16 protein-coding genes and 3 pseudogenes are annotated in these 21,197 nt (G+C 56.5%); 6 read left to right on the top strand and 13 right to left on the bottom strand.

Going from position 1 to position 21,197, the window contains the following annotated elements; all coding sequences use genetic code 11:
* Positions 1 to 38 precede the first annotated feature (38 nt).
* Together HLB35_RS03885 and HLB35_RS03880 are read right to left on the bottom strand one after the other, a co-directional pair.
* On the bottom strand, positions 39 to 743 hold the full coding sequence (locus tag HLB35_RS03885; RefSeq protein ID WP_171701541.1) for a pseudouridine synthase: 705 nt from the start codon (positions 741 to 743) through the stop codon (positions 39 to 41).
* Positions 743 to 1,558, bottom strand: coding sequence for an amidohydrolase (locus tag HLB35_RS03880; protein WP_171701540.1), 816 nt, complete (start codon positions 1,556 to 1,558; stop codon positions 743 to 745). The genes HLB35_RS03885 and HLB35_RS03880 overlap by 1 nt, the downstream gene beginning before the upstream one ends.
* Positions 1,559 to 1,650: 92 nt before the next feature.
* Between HLB35_RS03880 and rarD the strand changes: the two genes are divergently transcribed.
* Entirely contained in the window at positions 1,651 to 2,568 is a 918-nt protein-coding gene (gene rarD / locus HLB35_RS03875) for an EamA family transporter RarD (protein WP_171701539.1), read from the top strand.
* Here rarD and HLB35_RS03870 read toward each other — a convergent pair.
* The gene (locus HLB35_RS03870; protein ID WP_216601395.1) at positions 2,554 to 4,119 is read right to left on the bottom strand and encodes a methyl-accepting chemotaxis protein; all 1,566 of its coding nucleotides are present in this window, start codon (positions 4,117 to 4,119) and stop codon (positions 2,554 to 2,556) included. The genes rarD and HLB35_RS03870 overlap by 15 nt on opposite strands.
* Positions 4,120 to 4,428: 309 nt before the next feature.
* Positions 4,429 to 5,701 (bottom strand): annotated as a pseudogene (locus tag HLB35_RS03865) (O-acetylhomoserine aminocarboxypropyltransferase/cysteine synthase family protein).
* A gap of 128 nt (positions 5,702 to 5,829) precedes the next feature.
* On the opposite strand from HLB35_RS03865, the gene HLB35_RS03860 reads away from it, so the two are divergent.
* The 5 genes and pseudogenes from HLB35_RS03860 to HLB35_RS03840 form a co-directional block, all read left to right on the top strand.
* Positions 5,830 to 7,536, top strand: coding sequence for a SulP family inorganic anion transporter (locus tag HLB35_RS03860; protein WP_171701538.1), 1,707 nt, complete (start codon positions 5,830 to 5,832; stop codon positions 7,534 to 7,536).
* 32 nt (positions 7,537 to 7,568) lie between these two features.
* Positions 7,569 to 8,735 carry an MlaE family ABC transporter permease gene (locus tag HLB35_RS03855; protein WP_171701537.1) on the top strand — a complete coding sequence of 389 codons (1,167 nt, stop codon included), beginning with the start codon at positions 7,569 to 7,571 and terminating at the stop codon, positions 8,733 to 8,735.
* Between the two features lie 25 nt (positions 8,736 to 8,760).
* Positions 8,761 to 9,537 (top strand): ABC transporter ATP-binding protein, encoded by a 777-nt coding sequence (locus HLB35_RS03850; protein ID WP_328730947.1) that lies wholly within the window; start codon positions 8,761 to 8,763, stop codon positions 9,535 to 9,537.
* Positions 9,537 to 10,499 carry an MlaD family protein gene (locus tag HLB35_RS03845; RefSeq protein WP_171701535.1) on the top strand — a complete coding sequence of 321 codons (963 nt, stop codon included), beginning with the start codon at positions 9,537 to 9,539 and terminating at the stop codon, positions 10,497 to 10,499. The genes HLB35_RS03850 and HLB35_RS03845 overlap by 1 nt, the downstream gene beginning before the upstream one ends.
* 124 nt (positions 10,500 to 10,623) lie before the next feature.
* Positions 10,624 to 11,082, top strand: a pseudogene (locus HLB35_RS03840) (ABC-type transport auxiliary lipoprotein family protein); the annotation flags it as partial.
* Position 11,083: 1 nt separating this feature from the next.
* Here the strand turns inward: HLB35_RS03840 and HLB35_RS03835 are convergent.
* From HLB35_RS03835 to osmF, 9 genes and pseudogenes are all read right to left on the bottom strand, one after another.
* Positions 11,084 to 11,653 (bottom strand): DUF4864 domain-containing protein, encoded by a 570-nt coding sequence (locus HLB35_RS03835; RefSeq protein ID WP_171701534.1) that lies wholly within the window; start codon positions 11,651 to 11,653, stop codon positions 11,084 to 11,086.
* A 114-nt stretch (positions 11,654 to 11,767) separates the two neighbouring features.
* Positions 11,768 to 13,608, bottom strand: a pseudogene (locus HLB35_RS03830) (protein kinase domain-containing protein).
* Between the two features lie 12 nt (positions 13,609 to 13,620).
* A complete protein-coding gene (locus tag HLB35_RS03825; RefSeq protein ID WP_171701533.1) occupies positions 13,621 to 14,874 on the bottom strand; it encodes a 2-oxo acid dehydrogenase subunit E2 in 1,254 nt (417 codons plus the stop codon).
* Between the two features lie 30 nt (positions 14,875 to 14,904).
* Positions 14,905 to 15,882 (bottom strand): alpha-ketoacid dehydrogenase subunit beta, encoded by a 978-nt coding sequence (locus tag HLB35_RS03820; RefSeq protein WP_171701532.1) that lies wholly within the window; start codon positions 15,880 to 15,882, stop codon positions 14,905 to 14,907.
* Position 15,883: 1 nt separating this feature from the next.
* A complete protein-coding gene (locus HLB35_RS03815) occupies positions 15,884 to 17,083 on the bottom strand; it encodes a thiamine pyrophosphate-dependent dehydrogenase E1 component subunit alpha (RefSeq protein WP_171701531.1) in 1,200 nt (399 codons plus the stop codon).
* Positions 17,084 to 17,217: 134 nt separating this feature from the next.
* On the bottom strand, positions 17,218 to 17,922 hold the full coding sequence (locus HLB35_RS03810) for an ABC transporter permease (RefSeq protein ID WP_216601393.1): 705 nt from the start codon (positions 17,920 to 17,922) through the stop codon (positions 17,218 to 17,220).
* Positions 17,923 to 17,974: 52 nt separating this feature from the next.
* A complete protein-coding gene (locus HLB35_RS03805; protein ID WP_171701530.1) occupies positions 17,975 to 18,940 on the bottom strand; it encodes an ABC transporter ATP-binding protein in 966 nt (321 codons plus the stop codon).
* A complete protein-coding gene (locus tag HLB35_RS03800; protein WP_328730941.1) occupies positions 18,933 to 20,102 on the bottom strand; it encodes an ABC transporter permease in 1,170 nt (389 codons plus the stop codon). Before HLB35_RS03800 ends, HLB35_RS03805 begins: the two co-directional genes overlap by 8 nt.
* 81 nt (positions 20,103 to 20,183) lie before the next feature.
* Complete coding sequence (gene osmF, locus HLB35_RS03795) at positions 20,184 to 21,041, bottom strand: glycine betaine ABC transporter substrate-binding protein OsmF (RefSeq protein ID WP_235936981.1); 858 nt, start codon at positions 21,039 to 21,041, stop codon at positions 20,184 to 20,186.
* Positions 21,042 to 21,197: the final 156 nt, after the last annotated feature.

The raw sequence follows: 21,197 nt of genomic DNA, 5'->3' as shown, positions 1-21,197 counted from the left end.
CATAATGATACTTACGCGCTGTATGAGGACAGCCCCGGTTAAAACAGCGCCACTTCCTCTGCGCTGAGTTCGCGCCATTCACCGGGCGGCAGGTCGTCATCCAACACGATGGCGCCAATCGAATGGCGATGCAGCTGCTCGACATGATTGCCCAGCGCGGCAAACATCCGCTTGACCTGATGGTAACGTCCTTCCGTCAGGGTCAGCTTTGCCTGTGTGGGGCTGAGCATCTCAAGGATGGCAGGCTTGGTGACGTCTTCTTCACCGTCAAGCAAGACCCCTTCGGCCACCTCCTTTATGGCGCTTTTGGCACGCTCACCTTCCCAAGGCTCAGCCAGGGTAGCGAGATAGACCTTGGCACAAAGATGCTTGGGCGACATGATGCGGTGCGCCCAGTGGCCGTCATCACTCATCAATAACAGGCCAGTAGTATCCACATCCAGACGCCCGACGGGCTGCAGCCGATCTGCATTGGGCAGGTCAATCAGGTCGATGGCCCGGGGATACAGCCCGCGCCGCGCCGTACATTCCACCCCGGCCGGCTTGTGAAGCATCAGGTAACGCAGCCCCACCAGGGCCAGCACTTCTCCCTGCCAGGTTATCCTGTCGCTGTCCGGGTCAATGTGCAGGGCAGGCTGCTTGGCTGGCAAGCCGTTGATTTCCACTTCTCCATTTTTCAATGCCCGCTTGGCCAGGCTGCGGGTCAGGTCAGTGGTTTCACTTAAAAAACGGTCAAGGCGCATCAGTGGCCAACTCCGGGTAGCAGTTCAAAGCGGTCGCTATCCTGCCAGGCAGGAAATTTTTCACGGAATTCATTCAGGGCATCCAGGTCCAGCGTGGCTGTTTCTACAAAGGCTTCATAGGCTGGGTGATCCACCACGGGCTCGCCTTTGAAATCCACCAGCAGGGAGTCACCACTGTAAGCCAGGCCTTTAATATCCTCTCCCACACGGTTGACGCCTACCACATAGCAGAGATTCTCGATCGCACGGGCCTGTAGCAGCGTCCGCCAGGGGTGGCGACGGGGTGCTGGCCAATTGGCAACACACAGAATGGCATCATATTCAAAGGTCTCATCCTCAGCTGCTTGCTGGCGCATCCAGACTGGAAAGCGCAGGTCATAGCAGACGCTAAGCAGGATCCGAAACCCCTTGTAGGTAATCACCTTGCGGCCTTCACCCATGGCATAGCGTTCATGCTCACCAGCCATTCTGAACAGGTGACGCTTGTCATACACAATCAACTCACCGTCAGGTGCTGCCCAGATCAAGCGATTATAGTGTTCGCCTGCTTCCTTGATGGCCACACTCCCTGTTATCACGCAGCCGCGCTTGTGCGCCTGGGCTTTCAGCCAGGCCACGCTTTCGCTGTGTTCCATGGGCTGGGCCTGCTCCCGGGAATTCATGGTAAAACCGGTCGCAAACATTTCCGGCAGGACGATCACATCGGTTGTGTTACCGTCGAGATCGCCCAGCAGGGTATCAAGATGACGATGATTGGCAGCAGGATCTTCCCAGCGCAGGTCACATTGCACCAATGTGGTGGTTAGCTGGCTCATAAATAGCCTCCTTTGTGAGCGCTGATTGCTTTAAGGGTAATTAAGTCTCATCCATTTGTGCTAGATTAACATTTTTCGTTACCGAGACCCTTATGTCTGCTCAACCCCTGCGTGATCCCGAAGCCACCAAAGGCGTTATGTTCGGGCTTGCTGCCTATATGATGTGGGGCTGCTTCCCACTGTTTTTCGCCCTGTTTGACGGCGTACCTGCTTTTGAGATCCTGATACACCGGATTCTATGGTCGTGTCTGTTTCTGGTCGGGTTGATCACCTTGCTCCAGCGCTGGTCGCCCGTTGTCGCCGCCCTCAGCGAGCCGAAACGCCTGAGCCGAGTGTTGGCCTGTGCCTTGCTGATCGCCCTGAATTGGGGCGTTTACATCTATGCGGTGGAAAGCAAACAGGTATTGCAGGCCAGCCTGGGCTATTTTTTGACGCCTCTGGTCAATGTGGGTCTGGGGATACTGGTGCTCAGGGAAGTCATGGCGAAACTGCAGTTGATTGCGCTAGGCCTGGCAACCCTGGCTATCGGCATCCAGTTTGTGCTGCTCGGTGAGATGCCCTGGTTGAGCCTGATACTGGCATTTTCATTTGGCACCTATGGGCTGTTTCGTAAACAGGTACCGCTGGATGGGCTGTCTGGACTTTTTGTGGAAACACTGCTTCTGATGCCGTTAGCGCTAATCGCCTTCAGCTGGTTAACCCTTGAAGGCAGCTCACATTTTGCCGGTGAAACACGTACCACCCTGCTGCTGATCGCCAGCGGTGTACTCACCGCCCTTCCACTGATGGCGTTCGCCGGTGCTACCCGGCGCTTACGCCTGGCCACCATTGGGTTTCTGATGTACATCAACCCCAGCATGCAGTTCTTTATCGCTTTGTTGGTATTCAAGGAAGCCCTGTCACTGATTCAGCTACTCACCTTTGTGCTGATCTGGACCGGGCTGGCGCTTTATTCCTATTCGGCCTGGCAGCAGTCGAAACCACGCCCGACCGCCTCAGCGGCTCGGTAAGGCAGCTACTGCCGTGGTCTGCTCCGGCTGGTAGCCCACGCGAAAGCCACCCCAGTGCTTGCCGTTAACATAGATGGGAACAGAAAGGTCGTGCATGACTTCCCCGGTATCGCGCTTATACGTCTGCAGAAGCAGGGCGTTTTCATGTTTACCGCAGCGGCTGCCCGTCGGGTCATCAAAAATACGCTTGCTTCGACAAAATGCCAGGTCATGTTCATAATCACCGGTCGGCGGCTGGCTGACCGCCTGGTTATGGGTAGGGACATAACCATTGTGATCACAGGCAATCGCATACCCCAGTGAATAGTGCTTGAGCATGGGCTCTTGAATCGCTGGCAGAAAACGATCGGTAAAGCGATCAAATCCGGTGTGATACATGGGTGGCCGGGTGCCGGTAATCGACTCATAGCTTGGCTCAAATAGCTCAGATTCCTTTAGCTCACCGCGCTTAATAGCCTGTTCAAACAGCTTGCCAACTTGATCAGCTGCCTCGCGGGCGGCATGAAAAACGGCTTGATGGCGCCCGGCCAGGCGCTGTTGAGCCAGCTCACCGTCAACACTTTCAGCAGCATCCATAAGCGCCCTGGCCTGCTGTGCCAATTCGTGCATATTGCGGTTGCCTTCATCGACATCATCTTCCAGCTGGCGCAGCGAATCGGTTACCTTCTGGCTATGTAGCTGGGTGCTTTCCATCGCGTCTGCTACCTGGGTGATCTCGCGATGTACCTGATCCACTTCATCGGTCATGCTACCCAGGCGATTTCCCACCTGCTCGATTCCCTGTGAACGCTCGCTGATACGGGTCATCAGATGCCCCATGGTATTGACCACGGTCTGTCCGCTAAGGTGCATATCTTTCACCAGCGTATCCACGTTCTGGGTTGCCGTTGAGGTCTTGAGCGCCAGGTTACGTACCTCACCGGCCACTACGGCAAAACCACGACCGTGCTCGCCGGCCCTAGCCGCTTCGATAGACGCATTAAGCGACAACAGGTGGGTCTGCTCGGCAATACCTTCGATCATGGATGTCACATTGCGAACCCGTTCAATCTTATCGTTCAACGCTGTCAGCATTTCCAGGGCTTCATCTGAACGACGGGAGACGTCATTCATTTCACTGATAATTTCTACCAGCTCGCCGCGATTGGCATGGCTGGCATTGCGAGCACTTTCCGCCAAGGTGGCTACCTGAGTAGCACTCTGACTGACCTGCATGATGGCAGCGTTAATGGCTGACATGCTGGCAGACGCATCTCGCGCCATCTCTTCCTGGGTATCCAGGCGCTGATCCATACGGTCGGCATAATGTGAGACTTCAGCCGAGGCAATCGCAGTACTACTGGCGCGCGGCATCAAACGATAGGCCAAGTTACGTACAGAGCGATAATCGCGTACCGGCCATAGCCATGAGTTGCCCTGTTCCAGAGTCTTCTGATCAGCGTAATAAATCCCTAACGAGCCACTGAAAACTAGCGCTGCTCCCCCAAGTGTGGCGCTTAGCAAGCCAAGATATCCCCAGACGCCTCCTAACCAATGCCCGCCTGCTGCCAGTAAAAAAACACGAGTGACGCCAGAACAGATACCGTTCGCATCATGGATGGACACCTTATTGTTTGATTGTCAGTTATTGTTGGATTATCGGTGGTTAATGCACAGCACAGTGCCTCGCTTTGAAAGCATCCGCAAAGCAGGCCGCTATAAAGGGGTGACCGGGACAGTCTTACCGGAAAACAGGGTGAACATGATGCAAACGCATCATGTTCAACCCTGAGAGGAGGTTACCGCGTTAAAAGCGGAAAATAAGTTACACTTTGGAGGTATAAATGTTACCCATAGAGAAACATTTAAACTTACCGGTCTTTATGACTGCGAAGCCTCCAGTGCTTGATCAATATCTGCCAACAGATCATCAATATGTTCGATGCCAATCGACAGGCGCACCATATCGGCGGTGACCCCAGCGGCCTTGAGTTCCTGCTCGTTCAGCTGGCGGTGGGTAGTGGAGGCCGGAATTGACGAGCAGCTTTTGGCATCACCAATGTTGACCAGACGCAGAATCAATGCCAAGGCGTCATAGAAACGCTCAGCGGCTTCCTGCCCCCTTTCACGCCGAAGCTCAGAATGCCCGAGGCGTGCCCCTGCATATAGCGCTTGGCCAGGGCATGATCCGGATGGTTTTCAAGCCCGGCGTAATGCACCCAGTCAACCAGCGGATGAGCCTCAAGATGTTTGGCAACTATCAGTGTATTGGCACACACCCGCTCCATTCGCAGCGCCAGGGTTTCCAGGCCCTGTAGCAGGTTCCAGGCGGCCTGGGCTGACAGCGCCGCCCCCATGTTGCGCAGGGGCACCACACGGGCACGGGCAATAAAGGCTGCTTCGCCCACGTCACGGGTATAGCTGACGCCATGATAGGAAACATCAGGCTCGGTCAGAAGCGGAAAGCGATTGGCGTTTTCTGCCCAGGGGAACTTGCCTGAATCGACAATCACCCCGCCGACGGTAGTGCCATGGCCACCCATATACTTGGTCGCTGAATTGACCACGATATCGGCACCATGCTCGATCGGGCGGCACAGAAAGGGCGTTGCCGTGGTGTTATCCACCATGACCGGTACACCATGGCGATGCGCTACTTCCGCCAGCTTGGCGATATCCACCACGCCACCGGAAGGGTTGCCAATACTCTCGCAATAAACCGCCTTGGTACGGCCGTCAATCAGCGCTTCAAGACCTGCGAAATCGTCCTTGTCAGCAAAGCGTACTTCAATACCCTGGCGCGGCAGCGTATGGGCAAACAAGTTGTAGGTGCCGCCGTACAGTTCACTGATCGAGACAATGTTATCGCCCGCTTCGGCAATCGTCTGGATGGCATAAGTGATTGCCGCCATCCCCGAGGCCACGGCCAACCCGGCAATCCCCCTTCCAATGCCGCCACGCGCTGTTCCAGAACGGCGCAGGTAGGGTTCATTATGCGTGAATAGATATTACCTTCGACCTTAAGATCAAACAGATCAGCCGCGTGCTGGGCACTATCAAAAGAGAATGAAGTGGTCTGGTGAATTGGCACCGCCACCGCATTCTGAGAGTCGGGTGAATAACCGTGGTGCAGGGCAATTGTTTCTGGCTTCATGGATACGTCTCTTTAAAAGTAAATAAACGACATGCTGATCCTAAACAAGCCTCTACCTGAAGGCCAATATCGTTTAGTCTGGTGTTCATGATCAATTTTTACTATCACATCACTTTACACCCTAAGCCATGATCAAACGCTACTTTCCTATTCTCAGCTGGCTGCCCCACTATCATCGGCGTTTGCTGGGGGCCGACGTGCTGGCAGGCCTGATTGTGACCATGATGGTGATTCCCCAATCCCTCGCTTATGCCTTGTTGGCGGGGCTTCCTGCTGTGGTAGGGCTTTATGCCAGCATTCTTCCGCAGCTTGTGTATACCCTGTTTGGCACTAGCCGGACGCTGGCGATTGGCCCGGTGGCGATTATTGCCCTGATGACGGCGGCCGCGCTGTCGGGTGTGGCCACCCCAGGCTCTGCTGCCTATCTGGAAGCGGCCCTGGTGCTGGCGGTGTTATCTGGGGTCATACTGATTGCCATGGGCCTGTTGAAAATGGGCTTTTTCAGCAATTTTCTCAGCCACCCGGTGATTTCCGGCTTTCTGACCGCGTCCGGCATTCTAATTGCCGCCAGCCAGTTCAGTGCCCTTCTGGGCGTCGACAGCCAAGGCTTTACCCTGGTGGAACGGCTAGTATCTGTCATCCCCGAACTCCCCAAGGTGCATATCCCCACCTTGATCATCGGCGCGGGCACCCTGGTATTTCTGATTGCCATGCGCCGCTATGCCAAGGTTCTGCTGCAGCAATGGGGGCTGAGCGCCATGCTGGCCGACCTGTTTGCCAAGGCGGGGCCGGTGTTTGCCGTGCTGACAACCACCTGGATCACCTGGTTCTGGCAGCTGGATGAGGCAGGCGTGGCGGTTGTCGGCAGCATCCCCATGGGTTTGCCTCCCCTGGGCATTCCCATGCCTGACGCAGCGCTATGGCAAGTATTATTGGTGCCTGCGCTGCTGATCAGCCTGGTGGGTTTTGTGGAATCGGTCTCCATGGGCCAGATGCTGGCCGCCAAGCGGCGCCAGCGTATCTCACCGAATCAGGAACTGATCGGCCTGGGAGCGGCCAACCTGGCGGGCGGTGTTTCAGGCGCCATGCCGGTTGCCGGCGGGCTGTCCCGCACCGTGATCAATTTCGATGCTGGCGCCCAGACGCCAGCGGCTGGCGCCTTTGCTGCTCTGGGAATCGCTCTGGTCACCTTCACCTTTACCGGCTGGCTGCACTATTTGCCGATTGCCACCCTGGCCGCCACCATCACCGTCTCGATTCTCACCCTGGTGGATGTGGCCACCCTGCGCCAGACCTGGCGCTATTCGCGCAGCGATTTCAGCGCCATGGCCATGACCATCGTCCTGACTTTGGTGGAAGGGGTAGAAGCAGGCATACTGATCGGCGTAGTGCTTTCAATTGGCCTTTTTCTGTATCGTACCAGCCGCCCCAACAGCGCACTGCTCGGGCGAGTCGCTGATAGCGAACAGTTTCGTAGCATCGCCCGGCATGACGTAGAGACCCACTCCCACGTTGCCTTCCTGCGCATTGACGAAAGCCTCTATTTTGCCAATGCCCGCTATCTCGAGGATACCCTGTATAATCTAGTCGCCACCCGCCCGGAGCTTGAGCATGTGGTCATTGTCTGCTCTGCCGTCAACCTGATTGACGCCTCGGCGCTGGAAAGCCTGGAAGCCATCAACGCCCGGCTCAAGGATGCCAACGTCAAGCTGCATCTAGCGGAAGTCAAAGGCCCGGTGATGGACAAACTCAAGCGCAGCGACTTGCCCAAACAGCTCACCGGGCGCATTTTCCTCAGTACCTATGCCGCCTGGCGAGAGCTGGATAATGATTGAACCTTTTGCACATCTGGATCTCGAGCGCACTCATGGATGATCTATCAAACACCTCTGGCTCATCACCCGGCTCAGTACCCAGTTCAGCTCCACTGGCCCGTATCGAAACAAACCAGCAGCTCACACTTTCCGGCACCTGGACGCTGGCCTATTTTCATGCCATCAAGAAGCAGCTCAGCACTCATGATGCCAAGCATATTGAGCGCCTGTCGCTTGAGCCGGTCACCCAGCTGGATACGGCCGCTGCCCAACTGATGATCGAGTGGTTCGGCAGCGAGCGTATGCAGCAGCAGGCCAACCACCTGCCTGATCAGCGGCGCCAGTTGATTCTGAGCGTCATTGAAGCCCTGGAGGTAGTTGCCGAAGCGCCGGAAACACCTGCCAGAACCGGGTTTCAGCGTCTCGGCGACAGCCTGGCTAGGCTTGGCCAGCAGGTGACCGCTCTGTTCACCCAACAGCTTTATCTGCTGGGCTTTCTTGGCGTGGTGCTAGCAGCGTTTGGGCGTACCTTTTGGCGCCCTGGGCGCTGGCGTCTCACCGCTACCGTCGCCCATATCCATCAGACCGGGCTGAACGCCGTGCCGATTGTTGTCCTGCTGACCTTTATGGTCGGCGCCGTGGTCGCCTTTCTGGGGGCAACCGTACTGACAACCTTCGGGGCCACCATTTACACCGTTAACCTGGTGGTCTTCTCATTTCTGCGTGAATTCGGCGTATTGCTGGCGGCCATCATGCTGGCAGGCCGAACCGCCAGTGCCTTTACTGCCCAGCTCGGGGCCATGAAGTCCAATGAAGAAATCGATGCTCTGCGCACTCAAGGGCTGGATCCGATCGAGCTTTTAGTCCTGCCCAGGGTGATCGCTCTGTGGGTCAGCCTGCCTCTGCTGGCCTTTATCGGCACGCTGAGCGGCATGCTCGGCGGTGCGGTTGTCGGCGCTGTATCTCTGGATATTCCTTTTGCCCAGTTCTGGCAGATAGTCCAACGGGATATCAGCGTCCGCCACCTATGGGTCGGGCTTTCCAAGGCGCCCCTCTTCGCCCTGGTGATTGCGATTATCGGCTGCGCTGAAGGTTTCAAGGTCAGCGGCAGCGCTCAATCGGTCGGGGAACGCACCACCTCCAGCGTGGTTCAGTCGATTTTCATGGTCATCCTGCTGGATGCCCTGGCAGCGTTATACTTCATGCAGATGGGCTGGTGATCAGCGCCATATTCAGGGAGCCTACGTGAGCGATACGGTTATCCACATCGATAATCTCGAAAACCGCTTTGGTACGACGGTAGTACACCAAGGCCTGAACCTGAGCGTTATGCGCGGGGAAATTCTTGGGGTTGTGGGCGGTTCTGGCACTGGCAAATCGGTGCTTTTACGCAGTATCGTCGGTCTCAAACCGATTGATGACGGCGATATCCACGTCTTCGGCCAGCGCCTGGCCGCCCTTGATCGCCGCCAGCGCGCCGCAGTGGAAAGACGCTTTGGGGTGCTGTTTCAGCAGGGCGCCCTGTACAGCTCGCTCAATCTGCTGGAAAACGTTGCCTTGCCGCTGGTTGAACATACCCCTCTCAGCCGCCCTGAAGCCGAGCAGATTGCACGCATGAAGCTTGCCCTGGTCGGCTTGCCTGCCGGTGCCGCTGAGCAGATGCCTGCCGCGCTGTCCGGCGGCATGATCAAGCGCGCTGCCCTGGCCCGCGCCTTGGCACTCGACCCGGACGTGCTCTTTCTTGACGAACCCACCGCCGGGCTTGACCCTATCAGTGCTGCCAGGTTTGACCAGTTACTGCTCACCCTGCGCGATGCCCTGGGGTTCAGCGTCTTTCTGGTGACTCATGATCTGGATACGCTGTATAGCGTCTGTGACCGCGTCGCTGTGCTGGCCCGCAAACAGGTGTTGGTTGCGGATACTCTGGAAAACGTCGCCGCTACCCAGGACGATTGGATACAGGATTACTTTCACGGCCCAAGAGGTCGTGCCGCCTATGCAAGCATGAAGGAAAATCGCTGATGGAAACGCGCGCCCACCACATTCTGATTGGCCTGTTTACCTTGTTCACCCTGGTAGCCGCCGTGATATTTTCATTGTGGATGGCCCAGGCGGCAACGCAGCGCGAATATGCCTTTTATGAGGTAGTGTTTAACCGTGCGGTCAGCGGCCTGAGCACGGGTAGCCGAGTTGAATTCAGCGGCCTGGAAGTCGGCAATGTAGTCGAGATGCGCCTTGACCCTGATGACCCTCGTCAGGTGTTGGCACTGATCCGGGTTGATCAGGAAATCCCGATCAGGGAGGACACCCAGGCCAAGCTGGGGCTTGCCAATATCACTGGCAGCATGACGCTGCAGCTGTATGGCGGCTCGCCGGATAGCCCACGGCTGACCACGTCCGAACAGGATCCAGCCCAGATTACCGCAGCGCCCTCGCCGATTGATTCATTGCTGTCAGACGGTGAAGCCGTGGTCTCTAACGTCAGCCGTTTGCTCAACAATCTGAACACCCTGTTTGAAGAAGACAGCGCCGAGCGCATCAATCGCATTATTGCCAATACCGACGCCATTACTGCTGGGCTGGCAGAGGCTCAATCGCAGATTACCAATGCCCTCGACGATTCGGTTACCCAGCTGAATCGCCTGACCACACAGGCCACCACTACCCTGGAAAATATTGACACCCTCAGTCAATCGGCTAACCAACTGCTTGAAGAAGACAGCCGTAGGCTGCTTCTATCAGCCCGTCAGGCCGCTGAAGAATTGACCGCCACCTCTGAACAATGGCGCCAACTGATGGATCGCAACGCGCTTGGCGTGACCACCAGCGTCAATAACATCGCCGCCAGTAGCGCTGATTTACCGGCTATTCTGCAGGAACTGCAAGCGACCCTGGTGAATCTCAACCGGGTGTCACGCCACCTGGAAGAAAACCCCGGCGAGTTTATTTTTGGTGGTGAACAGATCAAGGAGTTTCGCCCGTGAAATACCTCGTGAGTGTGATAATAATGACCTGGCTTGCTGGATGCTCCGTACTGCCTGAAAGCACACCGAAGCAGCTGTATCGTCTGCCATCGCCTGAGTTTTCAGTCATCGCCAAAAGCACGCAAAAATTCTGGAGGTTCGAGCACCCAGCGCAGACCGTTTGCTGGCCAGCGATCATATTGTGGTCTGGCCGGATGCTCAACAGGTCAGCGTCTACGCCGAGGCACGTTGGCATGATAGCGCACCGGCCATGCTAAAACGCCAGTGGCAGGATGCCCTGCAAGCCACACAGATTGCATTGCCCGCTGAACCTGGGGAACAGGGCATTGATGCTCGCCTGGTAGCCGAACTAAGCGATTTCCATATTGCCTATCAGAACGGCACTCCCACCGCCGTCATGCGCGCCCAGTTTACCCTGCTGGACGCAACAGATGGCCAACGCCTGGCCTACCAGCAACTATCAGCCACCCAGGCTGCTGAAGGTGAAAACGTTCCTGCTGCCGTCGCCGCACTGGGCAAGGTATCTGAACAACTGACTCGTCAGCTGATGCAATGGCTCGACAGCCAGCTGAACAACCAATAATTTACCGATAGGTCATCTGCTGTCCGGTGCTGCGAGCCGGTGTGACCCGAGTGGTCATCCAGACCTTCTCTCCATCAACGTCAGCGATACCCAGCCGCCACGAGAACGCGTATAGATTACCATCGCGTGCCACCACCCTGACTTCAAAAGCGGCGACCTGATCTGTCTGGCCAGCCGCTTCAACGGTATGGGAGCGATGATTGATAAGGGTGTCGTAACCTGTCCCGCGAATCATCCGGGTAAAGCGTTGCAACGGTCCCGTCACAGCGCGATTATCCGGATGCGCAAAAGCCCATACCTGTTCGATACCGGCGTTGCGGGTCGGTTCATCGTTGGCGGCCAGAGCGTCAAGCTGAATCCTGACAACTTCTTCAGGAGAGAAAGAAGGCTTCGGTTCAATAAAGGATTGCGCGGCGACCGAGGTTGCCAGCATCAGGCCGACCAGCAATCCAAGCACTGCACTGAGCGGGGCACCACCCGAGCACCGCAAACCTGGCAGTGTCTTGAACATAGTGCCGGTGATGGTTCTGCTCTTGGCAAACGCGCGACGTGCTTGTGCAGATATCGACATGGGAACTACCTGATAGGAATGAGGACTTCATAGACTCACCCGCCGAGCAGCAAACTTCAAGTGCTGCTCCCTACGGCTTAAGAGACTTGGTTCAACGTTGGGCTATTGTCATTATCATTCACGCAGATATTGGCGGGGATCGCGGGGATAATAGCGCTCTGGCTGATTGGCCATATGAGTATAGGCTCGGGTGTCTTTATAGGGCATTTTCATGAAGCCGGAAATTCCCAGTCCTTCGATTTCAGGCACAGCAGCCAGAATAGCGGCCAGATGTTGCCTGAACGCCTCTTCCTGGCGAGCATCCAGCAGGCGATAGTAGCTATGGATCTTCAGGTGCCTGGGAAGCGCTTCAAAAATAATCATGCCGGTATGGTGAATCTCATTCAGGCGTTCCAGCGTCGCCATGATAGAGGCCGGCAGTACCAGTAATTCTTCCGGGTCTGGCCCGTCTTCAAAATAACTGTGCTGGCGGGAGTCATCCTCCATGTCGGGCACATCACTGACTTCATAGGGAATATGCATGTCAGGCTGTGGTTGGAAGGCCTGTTCACTACTGTCACGGTCCAGATGCAGGGTTTTGCGGGCATCAAACAGGCAGCTTTTGAAGACTCCCTGACGATGGATGGCGCGGGCGAGAAACACCATGTTATTCACCGCCTGCACGAAGGCGGGCTTGAGCGTCGGGTCATGCAGGTTCAGCGACGAATCGATAAACACACCGTCACGCTCCCAGCGTACCGCCAAGCCGCCCACCACCGGGTATTTACCCAGACGGCTGACAGATGCCAGAAAGGCTTTTTCTGTTTCGCCCATGCCCTGCATGAACTGCTTGTAATAGCGATCCAACTGAATGTCATTCACCTCGCTGAGGGTATCTTCCACATGGGCTTCGCGCAGAAAGGTCTTGCGCGAGCTATACACCACGGTATCAATCTCGCGGCCGCTGGCTCTGGCCCATACCGGAATCAGCGCTTTGGGCGCTGGCTCAGGCAGATCAATCATCACCAGCCTGGCCATCCTCGGCATGGCATTCAGAAAGTGATCTCCGGCACGACGGCGCGTCTCGGGGTCGGCATCCAGCATGCCATCCAGGGTGCGAGCAAACTCCATAGGCAACCCCAAGGACCTTGCCGGAATCGCACGACAGCCAAAACGGCAGGACTGCCCGGAGGCCAAGGCATACAGGGTGCCTGCGGCTCCCTGCTCATCAAAACGCGGCGAAGATAGCGCGCCGTTGAGCTGTTCTTCGCCGATAAAGTACACATCGCCCAGCCGGGCATTGGTTTGCTGAAGGTCAGAGGACATCAGCTCCATGACATTGGTTGCCACAAACTGCAGGCGTGCATCCAGCTGCGCAAATACCGAAGAGCCCCAGTCAATCAGGGCAATCGATTCATCCTCCGGGTTGAACACCAGATTGGAGGGTTTGATATCACCATGAACCACAGGGCGGCCACGCGGGCCACTCTCACGGCGCAGGGCAATAAGTATCTCTGCCAGCTGGCGAGCAATGCTGACCACCCGCCTGGGCGAAAGACGCCCTTCGCGCAGAGAGACTTCCTCCAGGTTCAGGCCGGGGGCGCGCTCCATAACCAGGATCGATTGACCGCGCACCCGTTGGAACCCTACCAGCCTGGGAATACGCGGATGCTCCACCTGCTCCAGCATGAAGGCCTCTTCTTCAAGGCGCTCCTGCAGATGCAGAGGCAAGGTGATACGTGAGAACTTGAACACCCGCTGGCGCACTTCCCAGTTGGCAAGGCGGGGGCAAAACCTGCAAAGACGAAGCCATAAGCGCCCTTGCCAATCAGCTCGATCTCCTGATAGCCCAGTTGTGCCAACTGCGCTTGACACAGCGCCACCCACTCTTTCAGTTTGCGCGCATCCTGATGGCTGAGCAGGTAGACCGACTGGTCTTCAGGAATATAGAACTGCTGTAAGGGCGCTTCGGCCATCTTGTTGGCTCCCTAGCGCAGATGCAGGAGCATGCTTTCCGGCGCTTCCAGGCTGGCTTTCCAGTGATTACAGAAGCGCGCTATGGTGCCGCCATCAATAAAGCGATGATCCCCGGCCCAGGTCACCGTCATGATGGCGCGACGGCTGACATCACCGTTCTCATCAAAGCGCGGCAGCCACTGGGTTTTGCCAATCGCCACAATCGCCGCTTCAGGGGCATTGATGATCGGCGCCGCATAGGTGCCTCCCAGCGCCCCAATGTTAGAAATAGTAATGGTACCGCCCTTGAGGTCGGCCTGTTCCACGCGCCCTTCCCGGGCGGCTTGGGTCAGGCGAGTGACCTCGGCCGCTACTTCCAGCAATGACTTGGCCCCCACATCCTTGACGTTGGGCACCATCAGACCCACCTTGCTGTCCACCGCCATACCGATATTGCAATCAGGGTAGTAGTGCAGCTCATCGGCGCTGTCATTCAGCTGGGCATTGAGAATCGGGTATTCAGCCACCGCCAATGCCATTGCCTTCATGAAAAACGGCATCAGGGTCAAACGCTCACCCTGGGCTTCCGCCTGCACTTTCAAGCGCTCACGCAGCGCCAGCAGGTCAGTAACATCGATTTCCTCACCGTATTGAAAATGCGGAATCGTGGTTGCCGAAGCCACCATCTGGCGGGCCATAGCAGCACGTACGCCGCGCAGGGGCTCAACTCTGGGGCCAGCCGATGCCGACTTGCCTGGCAGCTCTTGCCCGGCATCCAGATAACGCAGCACATCCTCTTTCAGCACCCGCCCTTCCTTACCACTGCCGGCAATCTCATTCAACGCCAGGCCATGCTCACGCACCAGACGGCGAACCGCAGGGCTGGCAGGCGTTTTACCCTGCACGGCGCTAGTGGCAGCCGCTGGCGCCGAGGTTGGCGCGGGCTTCCCTGACGAGCTACTCGGCGTCTGGGTTGCTGGTTTTTCGGCCGGGGCGTCTGATGATTCAGCGTTCTGCTCAGGGCGGGTGGCTTCCTGATCCTGTGGCTCGCCCTCTGCCTGGTAGGCATACAAAGGGGCATGCACCTTGGCAATCTGCCCCTGGGCCACATACAGCTGGGTAATCGTACCGGCTTCTGAGGCGGTAATTTCAACCAGCGCCTTGTCGGTCATCACTTCGACAACGGGCTGGTCTTCTTCAACAAGGTCGCCTTCCTGAACGCGCCACTCAACCACTTCGCATTCAACAATGCCTTCACCGATATCCGGTAAGATAAAATCACTCATGTCGGTCTCCTTTGAACCCTTCAGGCAACGTCAGAAATTGACGCTGTGCTGGATAGCGGCGAATATTTTCAGATGATCGGGGAAATACTCTTTCTCCAGCGCCAGCGGGAAAGGCGTATCCATGCCGGTCACACGCGCAATCGGCGATTCAAGGTAAAGGAAACAGCGCTCCTGAATGGCAGCAGTAATTTCACCGGCAAAGCCACCGGTCAAGGGCGCTTCATGAGTCACTACCAGGCGGCCTGTCTTGAATACGGAGTCTGCGACTGTCTCCACATCCCAGGGCAAGAGACTGCGTAGATCAATCACTTCACAGGCAATACCCGCTTCTTCGGCAAGCTCAACCGCCTTGCCAATCACTTCCATCTGGGCGCCCCAGCCAACAACGGTGATATCACTACCCTGCTTGATGATTTCAGCCTCGCCAATCGGCAGCTGATAGTCTTCTTCGGGCACTTCACCCACTGATGCACGATAAAGGCGCTTAGGTTCAAAAAAGATGACCGGGTCAGGGTCACGAATGGCAGCGAGCAGCAAACCCTTGGCCTGATAAGGGTCTCGCGGTACCACCACTTTCAAACCGGGAGTGTGGGTGAAATAGGCTTCAGGCGACTGGGAGTGGTAAAGCCCACCGTGGATACCGCCGCCATAGGGCGTGCGAATGGTCAGCCCGCCGACATTAAACAGATCGCCGGAGCGGTAACGGTATTTGGCCGTCTCGTTCACAATCTGGTCGAAAGCCGGAAAGATGTAGTCGGCAAACTGGATCTCAGCCACCGGTACCGAGCCTTGCGCCGCCAGGCCGTTGGCAAAGCCGATAATGCCCTGTTCCACCAGCGGGGTATTGAAACAGCGGGCTTTACCATACTTTTCCTGCAGATGGCTGGTAGCGCGAAACACTCCGCCGAAAACACCCACGTCTTCGCCAAAGCACAGCACCTTGTCATCTTCCGCCATGGCGATATCCAGGGCGTTATTGATGGCCTGCAGCATATTCATGGTTGGCATATCACTGTTCTCCCGTCTTATGTTGCTGATCACCCTTCAGGCCTAACGCCTGGGCGCCTTTGGGGTAGGCATCGGGGTAACAGCGGATATGCGCCTTGAGGGCATCATACTGGCGCTGCAGCGCCGGAGTAACCTCGGCATAGACGTCGGTAATCAGGGTATCCAGTTCGGGAGAGGGGCGCTTTTCAGCACGCTTCATGGTGTCGAGCACTTCACGGCGCAGGCTTTCCTGAGTATCAGTTTCTTCATCTTCACTCCACCAGTTCTGCTGTTCGAGCCATTTGCGCATGCGCAGGATCGGGTCTTTAAGGCGCCAGATTTCTTCTTCATCCTTTGAGCGATAGCCCGAGGGGTCGTCGGACGAAGAGTGGGCAGCCAGACGGTAGGTCATGGCTTCAATCAGTACCGGCTTGTTGTCTTTCACTGCCATCTCGCGGGCCAGACGGGTGGCTTCGTACACCGCCAGCACATCGTTACCGTCCACGCGAATGACATGCATGCGATAGCCAAACGCCCGGGGTGCAATACCGTCAGCGGCGAACTGCTCCACCGCCGGTGTTGAAATAGCGTAGCCGTTGTTCCGGCAGAAGAAAATCACCGGCACCTCATGCACCGATGCCATGTTCAGCGCGGCGTGAAAGTCCCCTTCTGAGGCGGCACCTTCACCAAAAAAGGTCAGGGTGCAGTGGCCTTCACCGGCCAGTTTCTGGCCATAGGCATAACCCGCCGCTTGAGGGATCTGGGTCGCCAGTGGCGATGAAATGGTCATGTAGTGAAGCTTGCGGGAGCCATAATGAACCGGCATCTGGCGACCCTTGCCGTAATCCAACTGATTACCGAACAGCTGGTTCATGAATTCATCAAAGCTGAAGCCGCGATACATCAGCGCGCCCTGCTCACGGTACTGGGCCATGATCATATCAGCGTCATCCAGTGCTGCGGTGGCACCAATTACGGAAGCTTCTTCACCGGTACATTGCATGTAAAAACTTAGCCGACCCTGTCGCTGAGCAGCCATCATCCGCTCATCCAGAATCCGGGTCGCCAGCATGGCATGGTAAATATGGCGGGCTTTATCGCGGGGCAAATCAGGTGACTGAGCATCGGGATAGATGTCACCGTCATGATTCAATACGCTGAAGGTAGGAATCGAAAACTCATCACCGGTCATGAAGGCCGGTTGGTACGTGGCTTGTGTCATGGTTGTTATCCTTATCAGGCCCCTTTTGAGGGCAGTGTTGTCGGTTATTTCCCTTTATGCCAGGGGATTTCCCCAACATCGGTCAACGCAACACTGATGACACTAACGCAGCCAACCACGTTAAGGCATTCAACTTAAGGCGTATGTAAACGTAAACGTCGCTGAAAGACTTCAAAAATACTATCGATACTGACCGCCAGCAGCGCAATCACCATAGCTCCCTGAACGATATAGGCATTATTGGCATTGACGATGCCGGCAATAATAGGATCACCCAAATTGCTGGCCCCCACGGTGGCGCCTAGCGCAGCAGTGGCAATATTGATGGTCACCGAGGTACGGATACCGGCCAGAATCACCGGCGCCGCCAGCGGCAATTCCACCTGACGCAGGATCTGCCCTGGCGTCATCCCCATGCCGTAGGCCGCTGAGACCACACCTGGGTCAACGTCTTTCAGGCCGGCAATGGTGTTACGCACTATAGGCAACAACCCATACAGCACCAGGGCAACAATAATAGGTATCGTCCCGAACCCAAGAGCGGGAACCGCCAGCGCCAGCACGGCAACCGGTGGGAAGGTTTGCCCCAGAGAGGCAATCTGAGACACCAGGGGCAGAAAATCGCGCCCCCACTGGCGGGTAACCATCACGCCTGCCAACACACCCAATGTGATCGTAATAGAAGCCGCCACTCCTACCACCATAAGGTGACGGCCCAGCAACTGGGTGAAATCCGCGCGCTGATAGATCACCTGTCGCGCATCTGGCGCCAGCCATTGAAACAGCGTTTGCGCATGGGGGATCATCAATACCACACCGACTAACAACACCAGCCACATCAAGGGCCACAGCAGCTGAATCGGGTGATAGGCAGAACGTGGATGCACAGGCCTAGACGTCACGCGACTTCTCCTGGGCTTGAAACGCTTCTTTGACCAACTTGCGCAGCGACAACTCTCCTACCGGTACATCGTGTTGATCCACCACCGTTAGCCATTCACAATGGTCGCGCAGCATCATCGAGAGTGCCTGGCGCAATGTCTGCTCAGTCATCACCCGCGACTGCGCGGGTAAATGCGGCCCAAGCGGCGCCATATGATCTTTAACCCGAGTCAGGGAAGCCTGTTTCAACCCACGCTCCAGCCCGCCCAGAAGGGAATCAACAAAAGAATCTGTTGGCTTCTGCAGCAGCGATAGCGGTGTTCCCTGCTGCACGATACGGCCATCACGCATCACCACAAGCATGTCGGCCAGGCGCAGGGCTTCATCCATATCATGGGTGACAAACACGATGGTTTTATGCAGCCTGGCTTGCAGCTGCATCAGCATCTCCTGGAGTTTTTCCCGGGTAATCGGATCCAGGGCGCCAAAAGGCTCATCCATCAACAGAATATCCGGGTCAGCTGCCAGCGCTCGCGCCACCCCCACCCTTTGGGCCTGCCCACCGGATAGCTGATGAGGATATTTATGGGCAAACTCACTGACCGGCAACCCCAGCAGCCCCATCAGCTCTTCCACCCGCTGATTGACCTGGGCGGTAGGCCATTTAAGCAGACGAGGAACCAGGCCGATATTGCGTGCCACGTTCCAATGGGGAAACAGACCGGTGTTCTGAATCACATAGCCAATTCGCCGCCGTAGCAAGACAGGGTCATAGGCATCAATAGACTGACCATCCAGCTCAATCTCGCCGCTGCTGTGGGTCAGCAGACGGTTGATCATACGCAGGGTGGTTGATTTTCCGCAGCCAGAGGTGCCCACCAGGGCGCAGAACTTGCCTTTGGGAATGCTCAGGGTCAGCTCTTCAACCGCTGGCGTCTGATCAAAAAACTTGCTGACGTTGCATAATTCAATCATCGCTAGCCCCCTGGCGCAGCGCTTCACTCAGCGCACCCAGACCGGCGTCAACCACCAGCGCAATCAGCAAAATAGGCAGTGCGCCCAATAACACCATATCCATCGCAGCCTGCCCTAATCCTTGAAAAATGAATGAACCCAGCCCGCCCGCACCAATCAGTGCCGCAACAGCCGTCAGGCCAATCGCCTGCACCGCGGTAATCCGGATACCTTCAAGCAGGATGGGCAGTGCCAGAGGCACCCGTACCTGCCAGAAACGCTGTGAGGGATACATTCCCATGCCGCTGGCCGCGTCCAGCACATCTGGGCTGACCGCCTCCAGGGCGACATAGGTATTACGCACCATGGGCAACAGACTATAGATAACCAGCGCCAGCAAGGCAGGCGTCCAACCAATCCCTTGAATGCCCAAAGCTGCCGCAAAAGGCACATTAGCCGATACCCAGGCGAGAGGCGCCAGCAAGAGCCCGAACAGCGCCAGGCTGGGAATAGTCTGAAAAAAGTTCAGTAACGCAAAGGCACCGCGCTGAATGGCACGGTAGCGACGGATCAGTAACGCCAGGATGATTCCCAATACAATACTGACGCCTACGGCAATCGACACCATGGCAAGGTGCTCACTGAAAGCAAGCCAGAAGGCCGCTTCGCGGGCCTGGAACTCCTGCACCAGTGCCAGACGATCCAACCACAGTGACGCACATAGCCACCACAGCCCACCAACACCTGACATGATCAGCACTATCCAGAACCTGGACAGTGCCAATCGCAAGCGCAGTTCCACTAGTGCCAGCAAGGCACAAAACAGCACCACCCAGTACGCGGCCCCTGCGCTCAGGCGTGCCTGGGGCATCTGTGGGTCAATCAAAGCGGCACTGGCGGCCATCAGGCCAAACGGCATCAACAGCAGCAGCAAGATAATCGCTGCCAGCTGAGACAGCAGGTTTAAGCGTGAATGCGTCGGCTGCCAGGCCATCAAGAGCACGAAGAGTAAAAGCAGCGATGCCAGCGCGACCCCCATCCACCCAAATGCCTCCCAACTGGCGTAGCCGCTGCCAGCCACAATTCTGTTAGCCGCGACACTGACGTTATCCAAACCCCAGAGCGCCACCAACATGACGATGGACAAAACGGTCATCACCCAGTTAGGGGGCCTTTTATCCATCCTTTGCTCTGCGTGGGTAGCGCATCCATTAACGGCATACAGATTAAGCTTCCAATTAACTCGGGCTTTTAGGCAGACAGACTAAGGCTCAAGGGCATCAAGGTAGTCAGCGGCTACGGTTTCAGCAGACAAGCCATTAACGGCCACATCGGCATTCAGACGTTGCAGCGTTTCCAGATCCAGTGTCGCAAAAACCTCATTCAATGCTGGCTCGATTTGCGGATAAGCGTCCAGGGCTTCTTCACGAATGACAGGCGCTGGCTGGTAGACGGGCTGAACGCCCAGTGAATCTTCCAGCACCACCAGACCCAAGGCGCTCAGGCCGCCGTCAGTACCATAGGTCATGGCCGCGTTGACACCACTGGTCTGCTGGGCGGCCGCGCGCATGGTGGCAGCGGTATTGCCTCCGGAAAGCACCAGTAACTGATCTTCGTCAAGCTCAAAGCCATAGGCAGACTGGAAGGCTGGCAGGGCCTGTTCTGATTCAACAAACTCGGTGCTGGCAGCAAACTTGAATTCACCGCCATCGGCCAGATAATCGGCAAGGTCTTCCAGGGTTTGCAGATCATGGGCCTCCGCCACATCGCCACGCACACTCATAGCCCAGGTGTTATTGGCACTGGCAGGTGAAAGCCAGACCAAATCATTCTCTGCATCGCGCTGCTTGACTGTCTCGAAAGCCTCCTCAGCATTATTCCATACGGGGCTATCGGTCATATCGAAAAAGAAAGCCCCATTGCCGGTGTATTCCGGGTAAAGATCAATCTCCCCAGCCAGCAGCGCCCCTCTGACGACACTGGTGCCACCCAGTTGCAAGCGCTTTTCCACAGGAATGTCATGGCGCTCAAGGGTCTGGGCAATCAACTGCCCCAGCACGGCGCCTTCAGTATCAATTTTTGACGCCACCACCACAGCATCGTCGGCCTGGGCGGTCAACATCGCCTGAGAAGAAAGAACGGCCAACGCGAGTACGCCAGCTGCCAGGCGTTTAGGTGTCTGGTACATATTCATGATCCTTCTGATGATTTGCCTCAAGGCGGGTTTTATAGCTCACTGTCAATGATCCACGTTTGATAAATCATTGCATTGAGTATA

This window comes from Vreelandella azerica (genome assembly GCF_013112225.1).
GTDB lineage: Bacteria > Pseudomonadota > Gammaproteobacteria > Pseudomonadales > Halomonadaceae > Vreelandella > Vreelandella azerica.
The sequence above is the reverse complement of the archived record's forward strand: the minus strand, read 5'-3'. Positions and strand labels throughout refer to the sequence as shown.